At 63.0% G+C, this 21,438-nt stretch carries 19 protein-coding genes; 15 read left to right on the plus strand and 4 right to left on the minus strand.

Annotated features, from left to right (window positions below; genetic code table 11):
• Positions 1 to 26 precede the first annotated feature (26 nt).
• Entirely contained in the window at positions 27 to 2,000 is a 1,974-nt protein-coding gene (locus GX444_18235; GenBank protein NLH50517.1) for a hypothetical protein, read from the minus strand.
• A 168-nt stretch (positions 2,001 to 2,168) separates the two neighbouring features.
• On the opposite strand from GX444_18235, the gene GX444_18240 reads away from it, so the two are divergent.
• The 15 genes from GX444_18240 (at position 2,169) to GX444_18310 (ending at position 17,184) form a co-directional block, all read left to right on the plus strand.
• Positions 2,169 to 2,840: an MBL fold metallo-hydrolase gene (locus tag GX444_18240; GenBank protein ID NLH50518.1), complete on the plus strand. Its 672-nt coding sequence runs from the start codon at positions 2,169 to 2,171 to the stop codon at positions 2,838 to 2,840.
• Positions 2,841 to 2,891: 51 nt separating this feature from the next.
• Complete coding sequence (purD, locus tag GX444_18245; GenBank protein ID NLH50519.1) at positions 2,892 to 4,166, plus strand: phosphoribosylamine--glycine ligase; 1,275 nt, start codon at positions 2,892 to 2,894, stop codon at positions 4,164 to 4,166.
• Positions 4,167 to 4,664, plus strand: a complete 498-nt coding sequence (gene purE, locus GX444_18250) for a 5-(carboxyamino)imidazole ribonucleotide mutase (protein NLH50520.1) — start codon at positions 4,167 to 4,169, stop codon at positions 4,662 to 4,664.
• A 54-nt stretch (positions 4,665 to 4,718) separates the two neighbouring features.
• Positions 4,719 to 5,357, plus strand: a complete 639-nt coding sequence (locus tag GX444_18255; GenBank protein NLH50521.1) for a Sua5/YciO/YrdC/YwlC family protein — start codon at positions 4,719 to 4,721, stop codon at positions 5,355 to 5,357.
• 2 nt (positions 5,358 to 5,359) lie between these two features.
• The gene (locus tag GX444_18260; protein ID NLH50522.1) at positions 5,360 to 6,703 is read left to right on the plus strand and encodes a DUF1015 domain-containing protein; all 1,344 of its coding nucleotides are present in this window, start codon (positions 5,360 to 5,362) and stop codon (positions 6,701 to 6,703) included.
• A complete protein-coding gene (locus tag GX444_18265; GenBank protein NLH50523.1) occupies positions 6,687 to 7,484 on the plus strand; it encodes a tRNA1(Val) (adenine(37)-N6)-methyltransferase in 798 nt (265 codons plus the stop codon). The genes GX444_18260 and GX444_18265 overlap by 17 nt, the downstream gene beginning before the upstream one ends.
• A gap of 10 nt (positions 7,485 to 7,494) precedes the next feature.
• The gene (rfbD, locus tag GX444_18270) at positions 7,495 to 8,346 is read left to right on the plus strand and encodes a dTDP-4-dehydrorhamnose reductase (GenBank protein ID NLH50524.1); all 852 of its coding nucleotides are present in this window, start codon (positions 7,495 to 7,497) and stop codon (positions 8,344 to 8,346) included.
• A gap of 78 nt (positions 8,347 to 8,424) precedes the next feature.
• Positions 8,425 to 9,735: a DUF1624 domain-containing protein gene (locus tag GX444_18275; protein NLH50525.1), complete on the plus strand. Its 1,311-nt coding sequence runs from the start codon at positions 8,425 to 8,427 to the stop codon at positions 9,733 to 9,735.
• Between the two features lie 106 nt (positions 9,736 to 9,841).
• Complete coding sequence (locus tag GX444_18280) at positions 9,842 to 11,131, plus strand: hypothetical protein (GenBank protein NLH50526.1); 1,290 nt, start codon at positions 9,842 to 9,844, stop codon at positions 11,129 to 11,131.
• A 30-nt stretch (positions 11,132 to 11,161) separates the two neighbouring features.
• Positions 11,162 to 12,592, plus strand: a complete 1,431-nt coding sequence (locus tag GX444_18285; GenBank protein NLH50527.1) for a sulfatase — start codon at positions 11,162 to 11,164, stop codon at positions 12,590 to 12,592.
• A 9-nt stretch (positions 12,593 to 12,601) separates the two neighbouring features.
• The gene (locus tag GX444_18290; protein ID NLH50528.1) at positions 12,602 to 13,354 is read left to right on the plus strand and encodes a tRNA 2-thiocytidine biosynthesis protein TtcA; all 753 of its coding nucleotides are present in this window, start codon (positions 12,602 to 12,604) and stop codon (positions 13,352 to 13,354) included.
• A 91-nt stretch (positions 13,355 to 13,445) separates the two neighbouring features.
• Complete coding sequence (locus GX444_18295; protein NLH50529.1) at positions 13,446 to 15,446, plus strand: PAS domain S-box protein; 2,001 nt, start codon at positions 13,446 to 13,448, stop codon at positions 15,444 to 15,446.
• A complete protein-coding gene (locus tag GX444_18300) occupies positions 15,443 to 15,703 on the plus strand; it encodes a GlsB/YeaQ/YmgE family stress response membrane protein (GenBank protein ID NLH50530.1) in 261 nt (86 codons plus the stop codon). The genes GX444_18295 and GX444_18300 overlap by 4 nt, the downstream gene beginning before the upstream one ends.
• Positions 15,704 to 15,803: 100 nt before the next feature.
• Positions 15,804 to 16,295: a GNAT family N-acetyltransferase gene (locus tag GX444_18305; protein ID NLH50531.1), complete on the plus strand. Its 492-nt coding sequence runs from the start codon at positions 15,804 to 15,806 to the stop codon at positions 16,293 to 16,295.
• Positions 16,296 to 16,347: 52 nt separating this feature from the next.
• Positions 16,348 to 17,184 carry a deoxyribonuclease IV gene (locus GX444_18310; protein ID NLH50532.1) on the plus strand — a complete coding sequence of 279 codons (837 nt, stop codon included), beginning with the start codon at positions 16,348 to 16,350 and terminating at the stop codon, positions 17,182 to 17,184.
• On the opposite strand, the gene recN is transcribed toward GX444_18310, so the two are convergent.
• Genes recN through GX444_18325 form a run of 3 tightly spaced genes read right to left on the minus strand, consistent with a single transcriptional unit; the run spans position 17,155 to position 21,431 of the window.
• On the minus strand, positions 17,155 to 18,867 hold the full coding sequence (recN, locus tag GX444_18315; protein ID NLH50533.1) for a DNA repair protein RecN: 1,713 nt from the start codon (positions 18,865 to 18,867) through the stop codon (positions 17,155 to 17,157). The genes GX444_18310 and recN overlap by 30 nt on opposite strands.
• Positions 18,868 to 18,870: 3 nt before the next feature.
• Complete coding sequence (locus GX444_18320; protein ID NLH50534.1) at positions 18,871 to 19,719, minus strand: NAD(+)/NADH kinase; 849 nt, start codon at positions 19,717 to 19,719, stop codon at positions 18,871 to 18,873.
• Positions 19,719 to 21,431: a hypothetical protein gene (locus GX444_18325; GenBank protein ID NLH50535.1), complete on the minus strand. Its 1,713-nt coding sequence runs from the start codon at positions 21,429 to 21,431 to the stop codon at positions 19,719 to 19,721. The genes GX444_18320 and GX444_18325 overlap by 1 nt, the downstream gene beginning before the upstream one ends.
• Between the last annotated feature and the right edge of the window lie 7 nt (positions 21,432 to 21,438).

Genomic DNA, 21,438 nt, shown 5'->3' on the forward strand with positions numbered 1-21,438 from the left:
CGCTTTTTCCTTTGGTTCAAATGTGATCAGCAGCCACAGCCGCCGCTGTCGTCGTTGTCGTCATCATCGCCGGCCGGCGTGGCGTCGTCGTTGTCGTCATCGTCGGTCGCGTCGTTGTCGTCGTTGTCGTCATCGTCATCGTCGTCGTCATCGGTATCATTGTCGTCGTTATCATCGTTGTCGTCGTTGTCGTCATTGTCGTCGTTGTCGTCATTGTCGTCGTTATCGTCGTTGTCATCGTTGTCGTCATCGTCATCGTCATCGTCGTCCGGGCTGTAGGCGGCGGTGATAGCGTCGATGTCCGCGCCGGGGGTCGCGCCTGTATTGACGCCGTTGCCGTCATCCTCGATGCGGACGTAGCGGATATCGGCGGCGGCGACGCTCGCCAGCGAGAAGGACGCCGAACCGGTTCCGGTGCCCAGGGTGGTCCAGGGGCCGTTCCAATCCTCGCCGACTTTCACCGTGTACCCGTCGGCGCCGTCGTTCGTTTTTTCGGTGACGAACACGCGCCAGCCGTCGTCGGTGGGCACGGGGGTATTGGCTCCGAAATCGAAGACCGCCCAGCCGCCGACGCCCAGCGAGAAGGCGTCGTCGTTGGCTTCGCCGATCACCGCGTCGGGCAGACTGACGTTCGCCGGGTTGTCGCTGATGTCCTTGCGGAGGTTGATGACACACCGCACGACGGAAATTTCGCCGTCGTCGGTCGCCGTCAGTTCGATGGGCAGATCGAGATGGCCGGTGGCCGGCACGACCACGTCGTTGATGGCGGTCCAGCCGTAGCCGTTGGCCCAGATCGCCAGATCGTAGGTGCCGGCTTCGAGCACCCGGTAATAGTCGCCGGCGGCCGGATCGCTGCACACCGGCAGGCGGGAATCGACGATAATGGCCGCTTCGATCGGCTCGTCGGTGCTGTCGTCGGTCACCGTGCCCCAGATGCCCCGGTAGGCGCGCTGGGCGTGATCAACCATCGCCGGCACGTTCAGACCGACGAAATAGGAAATCTGGCTGACGTCGGGTTTTTTCACTTCGCTGATTTCGACAATCAATGCCAGAGCGCCGAGGCTGCCATGGAACCAATCCTCGACGGAACCGTCGGCGATGTACCACTGGGCGCCGTTGGTCACCCAGTAATCGTTGAAGGTTGCGTATTGGGTGGCGATCGCCAATTCCAGATCGTTGTCGGGGCTCAGGGTGTAGATGCCGTCCCAATTGTAGTTGACGACTTCGGCGCCGGAGTGAAAGTCGATGTGCAGCGTCGGGTTGTGCGCCAGGCCGAGGTTCATCAGACCGGCGGTTTCCGGTTCCGGCGACCAGGACGAGCCTTCCCACCAGAAGGGGAAGTTGCGGTTCATGTCCTCGCCGTTGCCGTTGTAACGCGAGTTGTTGACCACGCCGTCGGGATTCTGCATGGGGATCACGAAGAATTCGAAATCGTCGACCAGCGCCGTGATCGTCGTGTCGGTGCCGTAATTTTCGAGCAGCTCGTGGATGAACGCCAGCGCCACCTCGAAGCCGATCTGCTCGTCGCCGTGGATCGTGGCGTCGTACACGATCGCCGGTTCGGCCTCGTCGGTCGTCACATTGTCGGAAATTTTCAAACCGTACAGCGCGCGGCCGCCGGCGGAAGTCGCCATGACGAACCGCGAGGCGAGATCCGGGTAGGTCGTCGCCAGGCTTTGCAATTCGGCCGCGCAGGTGTCGTAGGTATGGTAACCCGCCTTGTCGTCCGGCCCGTCGTTGCGGCCGACCACGCGGACCCCGTAGCCCGCCGCGCGCAGATAGGCGATCTCCGCTTCGCTGGCCATGATGGTCAGGTCCAAGCCGTCGCGGTCGGTGATCGTCAGAGAAAGCGGTTTTAACGAGTCCATGTCGCCCAGCGCATGCAACCGGACCACGGCATCAAAAACCCGGAGGGTATTGTCGGTGGTAATGGGTGCGGCAAAGGAGACGGACGCCAGCAGCAACATGAGGAACAAAGCAAGTACGCCACGATGAATCATGATCGAGTCGTTCCTTTCGCAAAAATCACCAAGAGCCGGCCGACTAAAAGCTTTCCGACGCGCCCTTATAGCACTTAACGGGTAGGCTGGCTACCGGCCGGCCGGGACGTTGATCGCCGTATATTTTCTGCTAACATTCAGTTTCAAAATATGCGAGGGAAGCTCTCCATGCCGTTCCGAAGGGTCGCCTCCGGAGTGTATTTGGTCGGCGGTGAAGGCCTGACTTATCCCAATGATTGCCTCGTTTATCTGGTTGCCGGGCCGCCGGTGGTACTCATCGACACCGGCGCCAATCGCGCGGCGCGCCGGCTTCTGGACAACGTGGCCGAAACGGGCCTGGACCCGCTGGACATCACCTATTGCGTCCTGACTCATTGCCACGTGGATCACATCGGCGGCGCGAAATCCGTGCGCGACATCACCAGTTGCGCCCTGGCCGCCCACGAGGACGACGCCGAAGCGATCGCCGCCGGCGATCCGGTGCTGACGGCCGCCAATTGGTACAACCTCAAGCTCCCGAAATTGCCGCTGGACGAAATCCTCACGGGCGCGGAAGGCGAATTCGGCGGGCTGGCCTGGCTGCACACACCCGGCCATACGCCCGGTTCGCTGGCGTTGTACCTGGACACCGAAGACGGGCGCATCCTTTTCGCCCAGGATGTGCACGGACCGTTTTCGCCGGAATTCAAATCCGATCTTGACGCCTGGCGGTCCAGTATGGAAAAGCTGTTGGCGCTGGAGGCCGACATTTTGTGCGAAGGGCACTTCGGGGTCTATCGCGGCAAGGACGAGGTAGCCCGGTACATTCGTTCGCAATTGGCGGCGCACGCCCAGGAATAACACCCGGTTCGAACATGCCGAGCGCGCCGGTGCGCGCCGCGGGAGGAAAGTATGAAGATTCTGGTGGTCGGCGGCGGCGGCCGCGAACACGCCCTGGTATGGAAAATCGCCCAATCGCCGCTCGTCTCCCGCGTCTACTGCGCGCCCGGCAACGCGGGAACGGCGGCCCTGGCGACCAACGTGCCGCTCGACGCCGAGAACGTCGACGCGCTCTTCGACTTCGCCAGCCGGGAAGCGATCGACCTGACCGTCGTCGGCCCGGAAGCGGCCCTGGTCAAAGGATTGGTCGACCGCTTTCGCGCCGCCGGCCTCAAGGCGTTCGGCCCGACCGCCGCGGCGGCCCGGCTCGAAGGCAGCAAGGCCTTCTGCAAGCAAGTGCTCGACGCCGCCGGGGTTCCCACGGCCGCCTATCGCCGCTTTACCGATGCCGCCGCCGCCAAGGCCTACGTGCGGGAAACCGGCGTGCCGATCGTCGTCAAAGCCGACGGCCTCGCGGCCGGCAAGGGCGCCATCGTTTGCCGAACCCGGGTCGATGCCGAAGCAGCCATCGATCAAATCCTGGTGACCCGGGTTTTCGGGTCGGCGGGGAATCAACTGGTCGTCGAGGAATTCCTCGAGGGCGAGGAAGCCAGCTTTCTCGCGTTCACCGACGGCCAGTCGCTACTGCCGCTGGCCAGCAGCCAGGATCACAAAGCGGTCGGCGACGGCGACACCGGCCCCAATACCGGCGGCATGGGCGCGTACAGCCCGGCGCCGGTGGTGACCGAGGCGATTCATCGCCAGGTGATGAACGAGGTGATGGTGCCGGTCGTCCGGCAGATGGCCGCGCTGGGCCACCCCTATCAAGGCGTACTGTACGCCGGGTTGATGATCAAGGACGGCTACGCCAAGGTGCTCGAATTCAACGCGCGTTTCGGCGACCCGGAATGCCAGCCGCTGTTGTACCGCATGAAGAGCGACATCGTGCCCTTGCTGCTGGCATGCGGCGACGGTACCCTCGGCCGGATGGCCATCGAGTGGGATCAGCGGCCGGCGGTCTGTGTCGTCATGGCCAGTGGCGGCTATCCCGGTTCGTACGAAAAAGGCAAGGAAATCAGCGGGTTGGACAACATGCCGCCCGACAGTTACGTTTTTCATGCCGGAACCAAGGCGGATGGCGGGCGAGTCCTGTCCAGCGGCGGCCGGGTTCTGGGGGTGACCGCCAAGGGCGCCGGAATCCGGGAGTCGATCGATTTGGCCTATCGCGCGGTCAAACAGATTTCTTTTGAAAAAGCCTATTACCGGAACGATATCGGTCAAAAAGCGCTACGGCGTCCGGAGGAATAAATGAGCAAAATCTTGATTCTGATGGGATCCGATTCGGATTGGCAGGTGATGAAGGGCGCGGCGGAAGTGCTCGCCCAATTCGGCGTCCAATACGAAGTCCATGTTTCCAGCGCTCACCGGACGCCGGCCCGGACCGCCAAACTGGTCGGCGAGGCGCGCGAAAACGGCTTTGCCGCGATCATTTGCGGCGCCGGGGCCGCTGCCCACCTAGCTGGCGTGGCCGCCGCCGAAACCACCCTGCCCGTGCTGGGAGTGCCGCTGGCGGCGACCAGCCTGGGCGGGCTCGACGCGCTGTTGGCGACCGTGCAGATGCCGGCCGGAGTGCCCGTCGCCACTTTCGCCATCGGCGAGGCCGGCGCGCGCAACGCCGCTCTCTTCGCGGTGCAGATTCTCGGCACGGCGAAAAAAACGCTCGCGGCCAAACTGGCCGCCTACAAGGCCGAAATGGCCGAAAAAGTAGCCGAGAAAGACCGTAAATTGCAGGAAAAGGTCAAATAAACCGGCCTTGCGCCACGTGCGCCGGTCGGGTAACTTACGCCCGTTATGCAACCCATGGAACCGGACATAGAACAACCTCCGCCGTTGCTCGCCAGTTTCGCGAAACGGTTGAACGACGGCGAGGTAATCGCGTTTCCCACGGAAACATACTACGGTTTGTTGGCCCGCATCGACCGGCCGCAAGCGCTACGGCGAATCTTCATTCTCAAGGGTCGCTCCGCCCAGGTCGCATTGCCGGTGATCGTCGCCGACGCCGGAACCGCGTTCTCGTTATGGCGCGATCCGCCCCCCGCCGCCCGTTTGCTGACCGACCGCTTCTGGCCGGGACCGTTGACGCTGGTGTCGCCGGCCGCGACGGATAAAGTGGATCCGCTGATCACCGGCGATACCGGCCAGGTGGGCGTGCGCCTGCCCGGCAGCGCGGCGGCGCGCGGCATCGCCGCGATGGCCGGCGGTGCGCTGGTCGCCACCAGCGCCAACCCCAGCCGCCAGCCGCCGGCGACCAGCGCCGCCGAGGTCGCGGCCTATTTCGGCGACCAGGTGGCCGTTGCGGACGGCCCGCAATTGCCGCCGAGCCGGGGGAGCACCGTCTTGTCCCTGGCCGAATGGCCGCCGCGCCTGTTGCGCGACGGCGACTTGGATTATCGACATATCGAAACGCTACTGGAAGTGGCGCTGACGTTAGGGAATTAAAGTTGGCAAAAATTCAACCGTTTACGGCATGGCGATACAATCTGGCGAAAGTCGGCGACCCGGGCGATCTGCTGGCGCCGCCCTACGACCGCATCGATCCGTTCCTGGCCGAGCAACTGACCGATCGCCACGAATACAACGTCGTCCGGCTGATGCCCGGCCGCATCGCCCTGAACGAACAAAACAGCGAGGAGACGGCCTCGAACCTCGGCGCGACCGCCGCGCGGTGGCGACAGGAAGCCGTCGTGATTCCGGACCGGGAACCGGGGCTGTATTTTTACCGGCAGGGCTGGCTGGATCGCGAGGGTCGGCACCGGCTGTCGAAGGGCTTTTTCGCCTTGCTCCACCTCGAAACCGAGCGCGAGCGGGTCGTGTTGCACCACGAAGCCGACTGGATGTCGCCCCGGGTCAATCGCCAACCACTGCTCGCCGCCACACGCCTGCACCCGGCGCCGATTTTAATCCTGTTCGCCGATCCCGAGCGCGAGGTGATGTCCTGGCTGACCGGCGCCGCCGGCCAAACGAACCCGTGCCTGGATACCGAATGCCGCGACGGCTCGACCCACACGCTCTATCGCCTGACCGACCGCGACCTGATCGACCGCGTCGCCCGGACGCTGGCCGAACAAAAAGTATTGTTGGCCGACGGGCATGACCGCTACCGGACCGCCCAGGCCTACGCCGCCGCCAATCCGCGCAACCCGGCGGCCCAGAGCATCCTGGCCTGCTTCATGCCGATCGAAGAAGACGGGCTGGACCTGCAGCCGATCCATCGCGCGATCACCGGCCTGGCGACCTTGCGGCCGGACGACCTGCTGTTCGAGATGTCCAAAATTTTCTACCTGCGGGAACTCGAGAAAAAAGCCTCGCCGGCCGAGCGGATCGAATGCGCACTGCGCGAACTGGCCGCGGCGGGCGCCGCGGGCAAGACGGCGTTCATCATGGGTATCGCCGGCGCGGCCGAGTTGCTGTTGCTCGAGGTCAAGAACGACGCCGCGCAACTGATCCTGCCCGAGGGCCTGGCCGAACCGATCCGCGATCTGGACATCGCCCTATTGCACCGGTTGGTGCTCGAGGGCCCGCTCGGGCTCGACCCGCGGCGGCGCGAACTGGGCAGCCTGCTCTTCTTCGAAAATCCCTACGATTTGCCGAGCCTGCTGGAAAGCGGGAAAGCGCAGATCGCCTTCCTCCTCAACTCGTTGGAGGTTCCCCAATTGGAGGCGGTGGCCCAAGCCAACTTGAAGCTGCCGCACAAGGCGGTGCGTTTCTTCCCGGATATTCCGGCGGGCGTTGTGTTCCAAAATATCGATCCAACCGCTGGAGGAATTGATGGTTCAGCAAGATAATCAGCCGACCAGAAAGCCGTTCGTCACGGTTCCCGTTCATGACGATGAGGATCAACAGGAATTGCTGCGCGGCGCCTTGGTCATCCTGCAGAAAAAAGAAGGGTATCGTTTCAGCGTCGACCCGATCCTGTTGACCGCCTTCATGGAGATCAACCAAGGCGATCGGGTGCTCGATCTGGGCACGGGCACGGGCGTCATGCCGATCATCCTGGCCAACCGGAACGCGGCCAAGGATGCCGCCTATACCGGATTGGAAATCATGGAAACGATGGCCGACATGGCGCGGCGCAGCGTCCAGGCCAATCGGTTCGAGAACCGCATCCAGATCCAGCTCGGCGACATCCGTGAAATCAAGCAATTCATGGCTCCCGACAGCTACGACGTGGTGATCAGCAATCCGCCCTACATTCCGTTCGACGCCGGCAACGTCAATCCGGACGATCTCAAGGCCATCGCGCGACACGAGGTGCTGGTCACGCTGCCCGACATCGTCGGGGCGGCGCGTCACGTATTGAAAAGCCGGGGTCGCGCGTATTTCGTTTATCCGGTTTACCGCCTGATCGATCTGGTCGCCTTGTGCCGCGAACACAATCTGGAGCCGCGGCAGATCCAGTTCGTCCACGCCAACCAGGCCAGCAGCGCCAAGCTGGTGCTGGTCGAGGCCGTCCGCGACGCCGGCACCGAACTCAAGGTACTGCGGCCGATCATCGTCTACAATATGGAAGGCGGATACACCGAGGAAGTAGCCGAGATTCTCAACGAACACGACACGCTCGAGTAGACCAGACCCGATGAAAATCCTCGTGACCGGCGCGGCGGGCATGCTGGGGCGCGATCTGACGCCCTGTCTGGCCGAGCGCCACGAGACGATCGGCGTCGACCTCGCCGACTTCGATCTGACCGACCAAACGGCCGTTTGCGCGGCGTTGGACCGCCTGGGCCCGGCGTGGGTCGTCAACTGCGCCGCCTACACCGCCGTCGACCGCGCCGAATCCGAACCGGAAAAAGCCGCGGCGATCAACGAAACCGCCGCGCGGGTGCTCGCCGCAGCCTGCGCGGCGCGACAAATCCGCCTATTGCACCTTTCGACCGACTACGTTTTCGACGGCAGGAATCCGGCGCCGTATCCGCCGGACGCGCCGGCCAACCCGCTGAGCGTTTACGGCCGCACCAAGCGCGGCGGCGAAACGGCCGTGCTGGCCGCAATGCCGCAGGCGACCATTTTACGCACGGCCTGGCTGTACGGCCCGCATGGTCCGAATTTCGTCGCCGCCATCCTGCGGCAACTCGATGCGGGCCAACCCTTGCGGGTCGTCGCCGATCAGGTCGGCTCGCCCACCTATACGGTTCACCTGGCCGCGGCGATCCGCGCCGTCGTCGAACACGACGCGACCGGCATCCATCACGCGACGAACGCCGGCTTTTGCAGTTGGCGCGAATTCGCCCGGGCGATCGCCGAAGAGACCGGCCGGCCGGACACCCCGATCGAGCCCCTCACCACCGCGCAACTGAACCGGCCCGCGCCGCGCCCGGCCAACAGCCGCCTGGACACCTCCTCGCTGACCCGAGCGACGGGCTATTCTTTTCCCGATTGGCGCGCCGGCTTGCGGGAGTATTTGCGGCGCGTCGGCCGGCTGGCCTGACGCCGCCGGGTATTTTCCCGGCAAGGCTTTTTCCGCCGACCGAAAAAGAATATTCTGGATCGCAACCAAGGAGTGGCGATGCAGGCTGGCTACTCTTCCGGCGATCGGGTCGACTATATCGATTTTCTCAAAGGCGTGGCATGCATTGTCATGTTGATGTCGCACGCCATGCGGCTGCAAATCGGCAACCCCGACCTCGTCGCCAAATACATTCTGATGTCCCAACCGCCCGCCGCGCAGGTGTTCTTCTTCGTTTCGGGCATGAACATCATCCTGGTGCTCGAACGCTACCGGAACCGGCCCAATTTCAACCTGACCGCCTATTACCTCTGGGGCGCCGTGCTGCTGTTCTTCATGGGGTACCTGTACAATCTGGCGCGGATGTCGCTGGGCACGTGGCAGATCTTTCAAGGCATCGCCGCCTCCACCGCGGTGGCGTTTCTGCTGCTGAAAACCCGGCTTTCTAATCTTTCACTGGTTCTGTTGTCGATTCTCTTTTACCTGATCTACTTCCAGTTCCGGCTGACGGTCGAACCGGTGCTGGCGTGGTACCGTTATTCGTTGCCGGTGGGGGCCGCGCCGCAGCATCCGGAATCGCTGTTGGCCGTGCGGACCCTGCTGACCGGCATCAAGCCGGTGCCGAAAATGCTGTTCACGAATTTCGGCTTGTTGCCCTGGCTGAGTTACGTGTTGCTCGGCGGCGCGGCGTTTCGTTCGGTGCGCACGAGTCCGGCGCGGGCTCGGGCCTGGGGCATCGGCTTCGCCATTACCTTCGTCCTCGGCCTGGCGGCGATCTACCTGCCGCTGGGTATCGAGTGGGGCTTGTGGTTCGTGGACGACACAACCGACGTCTTCTTCCGCCACGTGCCCTACCACGCACTGACCGCGACCGGCGCGGCCGGGTTGTTGTGGCTGGCCTGCCATCGCTGGTATCGCGGCGCGGCGGCTATTCAAAACCCCTGGCGGCGCGGGGTGGCGGGCTATCTGGAATATCTCGGACGCTTTTCGTTCGCCTTTTTCTGCTATCACTGGATCGGCCTGATCGCCCTGACCGCAAGCTGGTCCTGGATGGCCAAGCAGGGTTGGGTGCCGGCGGCGATGAACATCCACCTGCGGTGGATCCTGACTTTCGTGATCGTCCTGCCGCTGTTGATGCCGGTGGCCTGGATGAACATTCACTGGTCGCGACGCCCGCACTCGCTGGGCGAACAGTTACTGTTCATCGTCCTGACGCTGGTCGGTTGGTTTACCCTGCACCAACTCGGCGAACATCACCTGGCCACAATCGTCATCTTTTTCGGCTGCACCGCCATGGCCTTCGCCTATCCGACCTGGCGCGGCCGCTTGAAGGTCCTTTACACGCGCCGGCTGCCCGCGCCCGCCCAATGAAGTCAATGTGAAATGCCGACCGTGGAATGCGGAATGATGTCTCGCTTGTCGCGTTGCCGCCCGATCGTTAGACTTCGACCGGGGAGATCAAAAAGGACCGGAAAAAATGACGCCGCGCGCGGATGACCGGATCGGTTACATCGACCTGCTCAAGGGCCTGGCGTGCCTGATCATTTTGTACGTCCATGCGGTGACGCCGCGCGTCGATCTGATGAAACTGCCCGATCTGGCGGTTTTCACCCTGCTGTTTTTTTCGGCCGGCCTGTTCTTTTTCGCCTCCGGAATGAACATCGTCAATTTTCTGAATCGCCATCGCGATGACCCGCCGCGGCAAGTGGGCCGCTTTTTCCTGGCGGCCGCGGCCATGCTCTTCGGGCTGAGCATCTGCTATTCGGTCAACCATTCAAGCCTGCGGTTACCGCAAATTTTCCAGGGCATCGCCCTGTGCACCGCGGTCACGTTTCTCCTGCTGCGCACGCGCCTGCCCAACTGGGCGTTGATTCTCGTCGCCCTCGCGCTGTATGCCTTATGGTTGCCTTACTGGGTCCGGGTCGAGCCGCTGGTGGCGCCATTGCGGTCGCTGAGCTTCAACGAGGAAGTGCGGCTTTTTCTGCCGTGGGCGAACGGGCGCGGGCCGTTCGAACGATTTTTCCTGCTGCATTTTTCCCTCCTGCCCTGGGTCAGCTACACGCTGGCCGGCGCCGCAACCTATCGCAGCATCCGTCAAAACCCGGCGGCGGCCGATCGCTGGTGGTTGTTTTATGCCTTGTTGCCGTTGGTCGGGCTGCTGAGCTATCTGTTTTTACCCTGGCGACAGCCGCTGTTTTTGCGCAGCTATCCCGACATGATTCTGCGCAACTACCCGCTGCCGTTTTTCGTCTGGCTCGGCCTGACCGGCCTGGCTTTGCTGACCGCGGCGCGGTGGTACGCCGGCGGCGAGGAAATCCGCTCGGCGATCGGCCGGCGGCTCGTCGGTTATCTGGAATTTCTCGGCCGCGAGTCCTTTCTCTTTCTCGTCTGGCACTGGTTCGTGCTGACCGTCCTGTCGCTTTTCCTGGCCGTTCTGTTGCGCAACCCGGGATACGCCGCCTCGCGCTGGTCGATCTATTTCCCCTGGTTCGTGACCACCGTCGTCGTCGTCGCGACCATGCCGTGGGCTCAGCGGCTGGGCGATCGCTGGCGGCGGCATCGGCATTTCGTTCTGGAAGCCTCGCTGGTTCTCGCGTTGGGAACCACCCCGGGCCTGATCTCCTTCGCGTTACGCGGCACGGTCCGGTTGCCCGCCATCTTTTCTTCCTTCGCCGCGTGTCTGGCGTTCGCCTATTTGTATCCGGTATTGCGCGAAAAACTGCGCCGGCGACTCCGGCAATCGGTTGACCGGCAACCCCCGGCTTGATACCTTGCCGACACTTGCGGGGGCGCCGGAATGAAGAAAGTCTTATTAATCGTCGCCATGCTGCTGACGGTCATCGCCCTGGCCGCCGCCGGCGCCGTTTATTGGTCGCAACGCCAGGCCGCCGGCCCGCCGGCCGACGACCGGCACCCCAATATCCTGATGGTCAGCATCGACACGTTGCGGGCCGATCACGTCGGCGCCTACGGTTACCCGAAACCGACGACGCCGCACCTCGACCAAATGGCGGCCGAAGGGGCGCGATTCGCGCGGGCCATTTCGAATTGTCCCTGGACCCTGCCCAGCCACATCACCATGTTCACCGGCCAGGAAGTCGGGGTGCACGGCGTCCGCACCACCAACAGCGCCCTGTCGCCGTCGGCGCTGACCATCGCGAAGCTGCTGAAGACCAGCGGCTACCGGACCATGGGCATCGGCAGCGCGCCGTACCTCAAGGCGATTTACGGCAATGCGGTCGGTTTCGACTCGTGGGACGACGAACTGGCCCAGGTCAGTTACAAAAACAGCCACGAAGCGGTCACCGCGGAAAAAGCGGTCGACAAGGCGTTGCATGACATCAAGGCGAACAAGGACCGGCGCTGGTTCGTCTTCCTGCATCTCTGGGACGTTCACTACGATTACGTGCCGCCGCCGCCCTACAACAAAAAATTCGTCGATCCGAGCTATTCCGGTTCGTTCCCGATGCACAACTGGGAAAAGAATCGCGCCTTCCACGTCGGCATGGACCCGGCGGATTTCGCCTATACCCTCGCGCAGTACGACGGCGAGATCGCCTGGGTCGACAGCCAATTGGGGCGGTTGCTCGGTCGCCTGCGGGAATGGGGTCTGGATCAACGCACGATCGTCCTGGTCACCGCGGACCACGGCGAGGAGTTTCTGGAACACGGGCAAAAAGGGCACGGCCACAGCTTGTACGACGAGCTGATCCGCGTTCCCTTGATCGTCAAAGGGCCGCGGATCCCGGCCGGCCGGGTCGTGGAATGCCCCGTCAGCCTGGTCGATCTGCTGCCGACGATCGCGGAATTGGGCGGTGTGAAAAAGTCCCCCTACGACGGGCCGGGCCGTAGCGTGCTGCCCCTGTTGGGACAACCCGACGCCTGCGACGCGCAGCGGAACCTGTTCGCCGAAACCAACATGTCGAACCTCGACAAACTCCACAATTACAAGCGCGGCTTCGAAATGATGCTGGAAAAGGGAACGGTCAAATTCCACAACCGCGTCACCGATCCGTTGCGCGAACTTTTGTTCGACGTCGCCAGCGACCCGGGCGAGCTCAACGACCTGCTTGCGGTGGAGCCGGAGCAAGGCGAGGCCTTCAAGACCGAGATGGGCCGCTACCATCACCGCAACAACAATCTGCGGCAGAAAATGCGGCTGTTGAGCAAGATCCAGATCGACGGCAAGACCCAACAGCAATTGAAAGACCTCGGGTATATCCAATAAGGCACCACCGTGGCTTTGGCGCGTGACACCTCCCTGCTGGACGAATTGGCCGCCGATGCGGCGGAGGGCCTGACGCGCTACCGGATGTGCGGGCCGGGCGCCCGGGTGGGCGTGGCGTTGAGCGGCGGAATGGATTCGTGGTCCTTGTTGGCTTTACTGGACCACTTGCGCCGGACCGATCGCTTCCCCTATCCCCTGACCGCGCTCCACATCGACCTGGGCTATCCGGGCGCGGCGCGCCGCCTGCAAACCCTGACCGCAGGCTGCCATCGGGCGGAGATTCCGTTGATCGTCCGGCATACCGCCATCGGCCCCGAATCGCTGGCCGCCGAAAAAGTCCGGCCGTGCTTTCTGTGCGCTCGTCGAAGGCGGCAGGCGCTATACGAAATCGCGGCGCGCGAAAATCTGACTCACCTGGCCACCGGCCACCATCGCGACGATGTCCTGGCGTCCTTTTTCATGAACCTGATCGAAAACCGGGAATTGAGCACTCTCCTGCCGCGTCAGGAAGCGTTTCAAGGGCGTTTCCAGTTGATCCGCCCGCTCTACCTCGTGCCCAAGAAAAGGCTGATCAAACTGCAGCGCCAACAAAATTTCCCTGTTTTTTCATCGGGATGTCCCGTCGACGGCCAGACCCGGCGACGCGCCGCCGAGGAACTCGTGGTCGAGATCGAACGCCGTTTCCCCGGTTCGAGCGAGGCGATTTTTCAAGCGTTGCATCGGCCGAAAACCGATTTCCTGCCGGTTCGCGATCCTTCCTGACCGGTTTCCTTTTCCCAACCATCTATTGGCATGCGCCCTAAGAAGTGGATATGTTATATTCACGCACGCGGGATAAGGGAGACGGGAACCTATGGGCGAGGACAACCATTCGCGTAAGAATGAGTCTAACTCCTGGTTTCGGGCGTTGTTCGACGCGCAACCGGATTGCATTTTCCAGATGGACGAGCGCGGCGTCATCCTCGATGTCAATTCCTCGGCCTGCCAGCTTTTGGAGTATTCCCATAGGGAATTGGTTGGCGCCAACCTGGCCTTGATCGTACCCCGCGAAAACCTGGCCGACAGTTACGAAAAAATCGCCCTTCTCCGGCAAGGCGGACAGATCGAACCCTATCGCAAATCGTTGCGCACGCGCGACGGCCGGTTGATCCCGTTTGAAATCCGCCTCACCACCACGACCGACGAAAGCGGCCGGCTGATCATTCAAAGCACGGCTCGCGATCTGCGGGAACAGATGGAAACGCAACGGCGCCTGGAGACCAACGAGCAATTCGTCCAGACGCTGATGCAATCGACCCTCGATATCATCCTGGTCAAGGACGCCGACGGCCGCCTGATCATGGTCAATCAGGCCTTTCTGGATTTGACGGAACGGCAACTCGAGGAATTGCTCGGCAACACCGAACTGGATTTGTTCAACAACGATCAAAGCCAATGGATCATGGAAGAAGACCGCGAAGTCTTGCTGCACGGCAAAACGATGCGGGCGGAAAACCAATTCACGCTGCATAACGGCAAGACGCTGATCATCGACTACACCAAGGCGCCGATTCGCGACAAGCAAGGGCATATCATCGGCCTGTTGGCGGTCGGCCGCGACATCACGGCGGAACGATCCATCGCCCAGCAGTTGATCCAAGCCCAAAAAATGGAAGCGGTCGGCACGATGGCCGGTGAGATCGCGAACGATTTCAATAAATTTCTGACGAGCATCCAGGACAATCTGACCCTGGCCGAAAAAAACGCCCAACAGGGTGAATCGGCCCTGCCGCAAATCGAAACGGCGCTCGACGCCGTTAGAACCACCGTGGAACTGACCAACCGCCTGTTGAATCTGTCGCGCGCCCAACCGAGTGATTTCACGCGCGTCAACCTGGCGGAAGTAGTCAACGAAATCGTCGGCCTGCTGCGTTCGACGCTGGATCGAAAAGTGCGAATCTCCGCGACGTTGGATCCGAATCTCTGGCCGGTTCATGCCGACCGGAGTCAGATCTACCAGACCTTGATGAATCTCTGCCTGAACGCCCGCGACGCCTTGGAAGAGCGATCAGCCTTAGCGGAAAGGGCATCGTACTCGCCGTGGATCGAAATCGCCGTGGAAAACGTCTCCATCCGGCAAGGTTGGGCGAACGAATCGCCACGCGGCAAACCGGGCGATTACGTGCGTATCACCGTCTCGGACAACGGCATCGGGATCGACCCGGCGATCACGGAACGGGTATTCGAGCCGTTTTTCAGCACCAAAACCCGCGAAAACAGCTCCGGATTGGGATTGTCGATGGTCTACGCGATCGTCACCAATCACCACGGTTGGGTAACGGTGGAAAGCGAGCCGGGCATGGGCTCGGATTTCATCGTGTATTTCCCGCGCGACGAATCGGTAATCGCCAAGGCCGATCCCGCCTTTACCAATCGGCCGACCACCCGGCGTTTCCAGAAGGTTCTGGTGATCGACGATGAAATCATGGTGCGCGGCGTCATCAAGAGCGTCTTGCTGGAAAACGGCTTCCAGGTCTTCACCGCCGAAAACGGCGCCAAGGGCTGGGAGACACTACAACGATATAAGGATGAGTTGAATTTGATCATTCTCGACCTGATCATGCCCGAAATGTCGGGCAAGCATTTCGTCGAGATGATGCAAAAAGCCGGGCATCGGATTCCGGTGCTCGTCTGCACCGGTTATCCCGGCGACATGGTCATCGACGACTTGCGTTCCCTGGGCGTGACGGAATACCTGGGCAAGCCCTTTGCGCCGGTTCAATTATTGGATAAAGTACGGCAAATCCTGAAGCTAAATCCGCCGCCCGCGACGGTCGATTTTTCCTCGGCGGCGGAAGGAGGAGCGGCGATATGAGTCTGTTGGGATGGATCATCCTGGGTGGATTGGCCGGCGCGTTGGCCTCGCATCTTTCCGGCCGCGATCAGGGCTGCCTGATGAACGTCATTCTCGGGATCATCGGCGCGTTGGTCGGCGGCTTCGTTTTTTCCTTTCTCGGCGGTTCGGGCGTGACCGGCTGCAATTTCTGGAGCCTGGCGGTGGCGACCGTCGGCGCGTTGATCGTTCTGGCCATCGGCCGGGCGTTCGGCGGCGGCGACCGGTACCATCGTTAAGATATTTTGGGCGTTCAGGAACTGCTTGCAAGGCGCCGGTGATTCCCTTATCCTTCGCGCGATGATCGACCATACCATCATATATCGTCCGGCTCGGCCCGTGGACGCCGACCAGATTCACCGGCTATTGACCGTCATGGCCGAGGAGGAAGGCGCCTTGCTGCTGGCGCCGGACGAAATCAGCCCGGAGGATATCCGGGATCGCATCCGCAACGCCACGAACCGCCGCAACCGGTTCTTCCACGTCGCCACCAAGGATGAGATCGTGCTGGGAATGGTCGCCCTCGAATCGGGCCCCTACCGGTCGATGGGGCACGTCCGCTTCATGAACCTCGCCGTCGATCCGCACCACCGCCGGAAGGGGATCGGCCGCGAACTGACGCGGGTGGCCATGGAATGGGCCTATCAAACGCCGAGCGTCGCGAAAATCGAAATCCAATTGCGCGAAGCCAACACCGCCGCCTTCAAATTGATGCAATCCTTCGGCTTTATCCTGGAAGGCCGCCTGAAGAAACACGGCCGCACTCCCAGCGGCAAGGACATCAACGAACTGATCCTGGCCTTGTTCGTGGATGAGCGCCAAAACTCCTGATCGAAAATCCGCACCGCGGCCGGCGAAACGTTATTCCGGTCCCGCCGGACCTTTGGGTTTTCACGTCGGCATCGCCGGCGGCCTGGACCTGGCGCCCGAACGAGCCCACCGCCTCGGCGCCCGGGCGATGCAACTGTTCACCCGCAGTCCACGCTCCTGGCAGGCGCCGCCCCTGAACGGCGAAACGGCCGTCGCCTTCCGCCAGGAAACGCTCGCGCACGGACTGTTGCCGGTGGCGCACGCCATCTACCTGATCAACCTGGCCAGCCCCGACGAGGAACTGCGCGCCCGGAGCGTGGCGGCGTTCAGCGACGAAATCGAACGGTGCGCGCGGCTGGGCATCGACCGGGTGGTGATCCACCCGGGTTCGCACGGCCTGCTGACCCGGGCGCAGGGCTTGCGGCAGGCGTTGCGCTCCTTGAAGGAATGCACCCGGCGGACGCGCACCGCCGCGGTGACGATCCTGCTGGAGACCACCAGCGGCGCGGGACGCCAACTGGGAGGCGAACTGGCCGACCTGGCCTGGATGATCGATCATCACCCCGAGCCCGAGCGCCTTGGCGTCTGTTTCGACAGTTGCCACCTGTTCGCGGCCGGCCGGGCGCTGCACGAACCCGACGGCCTGGACCGGCTGCTCGCCGAAACCGAAAAGACCATCGGCCTTGGCAAGCTGGGTTGCTGGCACCTGAACGACAGCCTGGGCGACTGGAACAGCCATCGTGACCGCCACGCCCGGATCGGGCGCGGCAAGCTGGGGCGTGATTTCTTTCGGCGATTGTTGGCGGACGAACGGCTTTTCGGCGTTCCGAAAATCCTGGAAGTGCCCGGTGGCGACGAGGCGTTCGCCGCGGATTTGCGGCTATTGGCGCGCCTGGCGCCGCGCGGATGAAGCGTTCGCCAGCAGATCCGCCGCGGCCGCCCGGGTGGCGTCGGTGATGGTTTCCCCGCCCAGCATGCGCGACAGTTCGGCGAGGCGGTCCGCCTTTTCCAGCGCCGCGATCTCGGTATGCGTCCGCCCTTTGTGAACAGCCTTGGTCACCCGGTAATGCCGGTCGGCCAGCGCCGCGATTTGCGGCAGGTGGGTGATGCACAGCACCTGATGAGCCCCGGCCACCTCGCGCAATTTGCGGCCCAGCCGTTCGGCCTGCGCGCCGCCCACCCCGGCGTCGATTTCGTCGAAAATCAGCGTCGGCACCGGGAAGTGCCGCGACAACACCCGTTTGATGGCCAGCATGATCCGCGACAACTCGCCGCCGCTGGCGATCCGCGCCAGGGGCCGGGGCAGTTCGCCGACGTTCGGGCTGATGAGAAATTCCACCAGATCGCCGCCGGTTTCGTCGACGCGAAGTTCGCCCAGCGGCAGGCCGCCGGCGCTCAGCGGCTCGATCGCCAGCACGAACCGCGTGCCCGGCATGTCCAGGTCGGCCAATTCGCGCTCCGTCTCGTTTTCCATTTTCTTCGCGGCCTTTTCCCGCGCGGCGGTCAACGCCGCGGCGGCCGTGCGCAGGGTTGCGGTCAGGGCCGCCAGCTCCTTTTCTAGGCTTTGAATGTCGCCGGCGAGCCGGGTCAGGGCGGCGCGTTCGGCGGCGGCGGCGGCGCGGTGTTCCGCCACGGCGTCCAGCGAACCGCCGTATTTTTTCTTCAGATCGCGCAGCGCCTGCAGGCGTTCTTCCCAGGCGGCCAGGCGGTCCGGCTCGAATTCCAGCCCCTCGGCGTAGTCGCGGCTTTGCGCGGCGACATCCTCGGCGAGCGCGACCATCTCTCCCAAGCCGTCGGCGATCGGCCGCAACCGCGCGTCGAGTTCCACCCTGGTTTCGGCGTCACGCCGCAACCGGCCCGTCGTTTCGGCCACCGAGCCCGTTTCGCGGTCATAGAGCGCGTCGGAAATTTCCCGCGCCAGGCGCAGCAGGTTTTCGGCATTGGCCAGCACGCGGATGCGCGCCGCCAGTTCCTCGTCCTCGCCCGGCTTGGCCTGGGCCGCGTCGATTTCGTCGATCACGAAACGCAGATAATCCAGCCGCGCCTCGCGCTCGGCTTCCCGGCGGCGTAAATCGTCCAGGCGGGAATCCAACTCCTTCCAACGGCCGACATTCTCGGCGAACCGGCGGCGGTCGGCGGTAAGCCCGGCGTAATCATCGAGGTACCACAGATGGGTTTCCGGCCGCATCAGGCCCTGGGCCTCGTGCTGGCCGTAAAGGTTGAGCAGGGTTTCGCCCAGCCGGCGCAAACCGGCGAGCGGCACGTTCGCGTCGTTGATCGTCACGCGATTGCGCCCGGCCGCTTGAATCCACCGCCGGACGCGAATGGCGCCGTCCGCCGGGATTTCCAGTTCCCGCAACACGGCCGCGGCTTCGGCGGTGATTTCGTCGAAAAACGCGGTGACCTCGGCGTCATCGCAACCGGTGCGGATCAGATCGCCGCTGGCCCGCCAACCGAGCGCCAGGCCGATCGCGGTGACCAGGATCGATTTCCCGGCGCCGGTTTCGCCGGACAGGACGTTCAATCCCGGGCCGAAGGCGACTTGTACGTCCTCGATGACGGCCAGCCGTCGCACGATCAATTCGCGCAACATGAATCAGCGTTCTCCGTAGTGCAATTTCTGCCGCAGCACCTCGAAATAGGATCGCTTGGGGCTTTTCACGACCAGGAGCGGCTGCGGGCAGACCTCGACGATCACGCGATCGCCCTGGTGCATCGGCCGGCCTTCCTGGCCGTCGCAGGTGACGAACACCTCGGCTTCGTCGGTCAGTTCCAATTCGATTTTCATGTGTCCCGGCACGACGACCGGCCGGTTGGTCAGCATGTGCGGATTGATCGGCGCAATGACCAGACACTTGGTCGCCGGGTGGATGATCGGCCCGCCGACCGCCAGGTTGTAGGCGGTGGAGCCGGTGGGCGTGGAGACGATCAGGCCATCGGCCCGCGTGGTATTCATGAAATTGCCGCCGACGGTGATCTTCAGGTCGAAGATGCGGGAGATCGCGCTTTTCGTCACGACCACGTCGTTGAGCACGACGTAGGAAAAAACCTGCTGGCCTTCCCACACCTCCACCTTGAGCCGGATCCGTTCGACGATGCGCACGTGACCGGCCAGCACCAGTTCCAGGGTCGGGTAAAGCTCTTCCTTGCGCACCTCGGTCAGGAAACCCATGCTGCCCAGGTTGACGCCCAGCACCGGCACCTGCCGGCCGCGCAGCATCCGCGCCGCCGCAAGCAGCGTGCCGTCGCCGCCCAGCACGATCATCAATTCGCATTCGTCGAACACCTGTTCGAGCGGATATCCCTCGCCCAGGCCGTTCGACTTCGCGTCGGACTCGGGAATCAGCGGGGTCAGGTCGCGCGCTTCCAACCAGGCGATCAGTTCGCGGGCGATGGTCACCGCCTCCGGCTTGGAACGCTTGAGCATCATCCCGATTTTTTTCATCACCAGACCTCCCATCCTTTGGGAACCTTGAAATCCTTGTTTCCGGCGGCGTCCGCGCCCATCACGCCGGCCGCGTTGATCCGCACCGGTTCGACGGCGGGCACCGGACAATGCGCGCCCTCGACCGGATACGTCCCCGGATTGACGCTCGGATCCTCGAAATCGCGCCGGCTCCAATAATGGAAATAGCCGTTGGGCAACACCAGGCGATGAAAGGCGTAATCGGCGTTGAAAAATTTATTGCGCAGCAAATCGACCGTCGCCAGATGCGTTGCCTTGCGAATCGCCCATTCGGGCAAAGGCATGGAAAACTGGCGGATCTGCACCAGAATCAGTTTCGGCTTTTTCGTCTTGAGTACGTATCGGTTGTTGTAGCGGCCATGGCCCGGCATGCTCTTGGTCAGATCCGTCGGCGTGCGGGCGATCTCCCGGTCGGTCAGCCCGACGAAATCCACGATCGGCAACTTGCTGCAATAGCCGATCGCGCCGATCGGGATCAGGCCGACCGTCGTGTCGGGCGGGTAGAGCCTGGCGAGATTCTTGCCGAGGTCGCACCAGGACAAGGCCATGCGCCCTTCCCGGATGAAGGTGATGCCGTCGTTGTGATAAAACATCGCGGTCGCCAGACTCGCCAGTAGCAAGGCGCCGCAGGACAGGTAACCGGCGACGATCAGGCTTGTTTGGGCCATGGTCGCGAACCGCCGGTTCAGCGCCTGCCGCGCTTCACGCCACCCTTGCGCCAGTACGAGCAACAACACCGGCGTGATCGGCACGAAAAACCGTGACAATGGAAAGTGGTCGCCGCCGACCCAGATGACCGAGCCGATCTGCACCACCGCCACGCCCAACAGGCACCACCACCAGCCGGGCATCCGGGTGCGCAGCAATCCTTGCAGCGCCAGCAGCGCGAGCAACGCGAACGGAAACAGCGCGCCGATCAGGTAAACGGCGAAATACCGCAACCCCGCGGGCATCATGCGCCAGCCGACGCCGGCCGCCTTCGCGTAATAGGTGTTGGGTTGCCAATCGCCGAAATACCAGTGCCGCCAGAGCAGAAACGAGCCGTAGGCGACCGCAAAGACCGCGCCGAAGGCAATCGCCCGCGGCCAGCGGCCTTCCTTGTTGCCCAGCAACAGATAAAGCCCGATCGGCGCGGCGAGCGCCAGCATCTCCGGCCGGGTCAACGCCAACAGGAAGGTCCCCACGGCGGCGGCCGCAGCCAGCCCCGCCGAACGTCCCTTTTCAACCGCCGCGCCGGCCAGGTAAAGGGTCAGCAACAGCAGAAAGGAAGCCAGGCTCGTTTCCATGCCCGATTCGGCATAGGCCACTCCCGTCGGGTGCAGCGCGGTGAAAAGCAGCGCGAAGAGCGGCAGCGGCCGATACCATTTGTCCGTCAGGAACCGGCGCAGGAAGGCCAGCAGCATCGCTACGGTCGCGGCGTGAAAAAACAGGCCGACGAACAGCGCGCCGATCGGTATCTTGACGCCGAACAGATGGATCAGCGCCAGCAGCAGAACCAAGGTGGTCGTCGAATAACCCTCGACGCGCTCGCCAGGGTTGAACACCAACCCATGACCCTCGGCGAGGTTTTCGGCGTAGCGGAACGAGATATAGGCGTCGTCGATAAAATAGAACGGACTGATGCCGTTCAGGCCGATCAACACCCCCGCCAGCACGAACAACACGATCCATGGCGCCAGTTTGCCGAACAACGGTTTT

The sequence above is a fragment of the Myxococcales bacterium genome (assembly GCA_012517325.1).
Classification (GTDB): domain Bacteria; phylum Lernaellota; class Lernaellaia; order Lernaellales; family Lernaellaceae; genus JAAYVF01.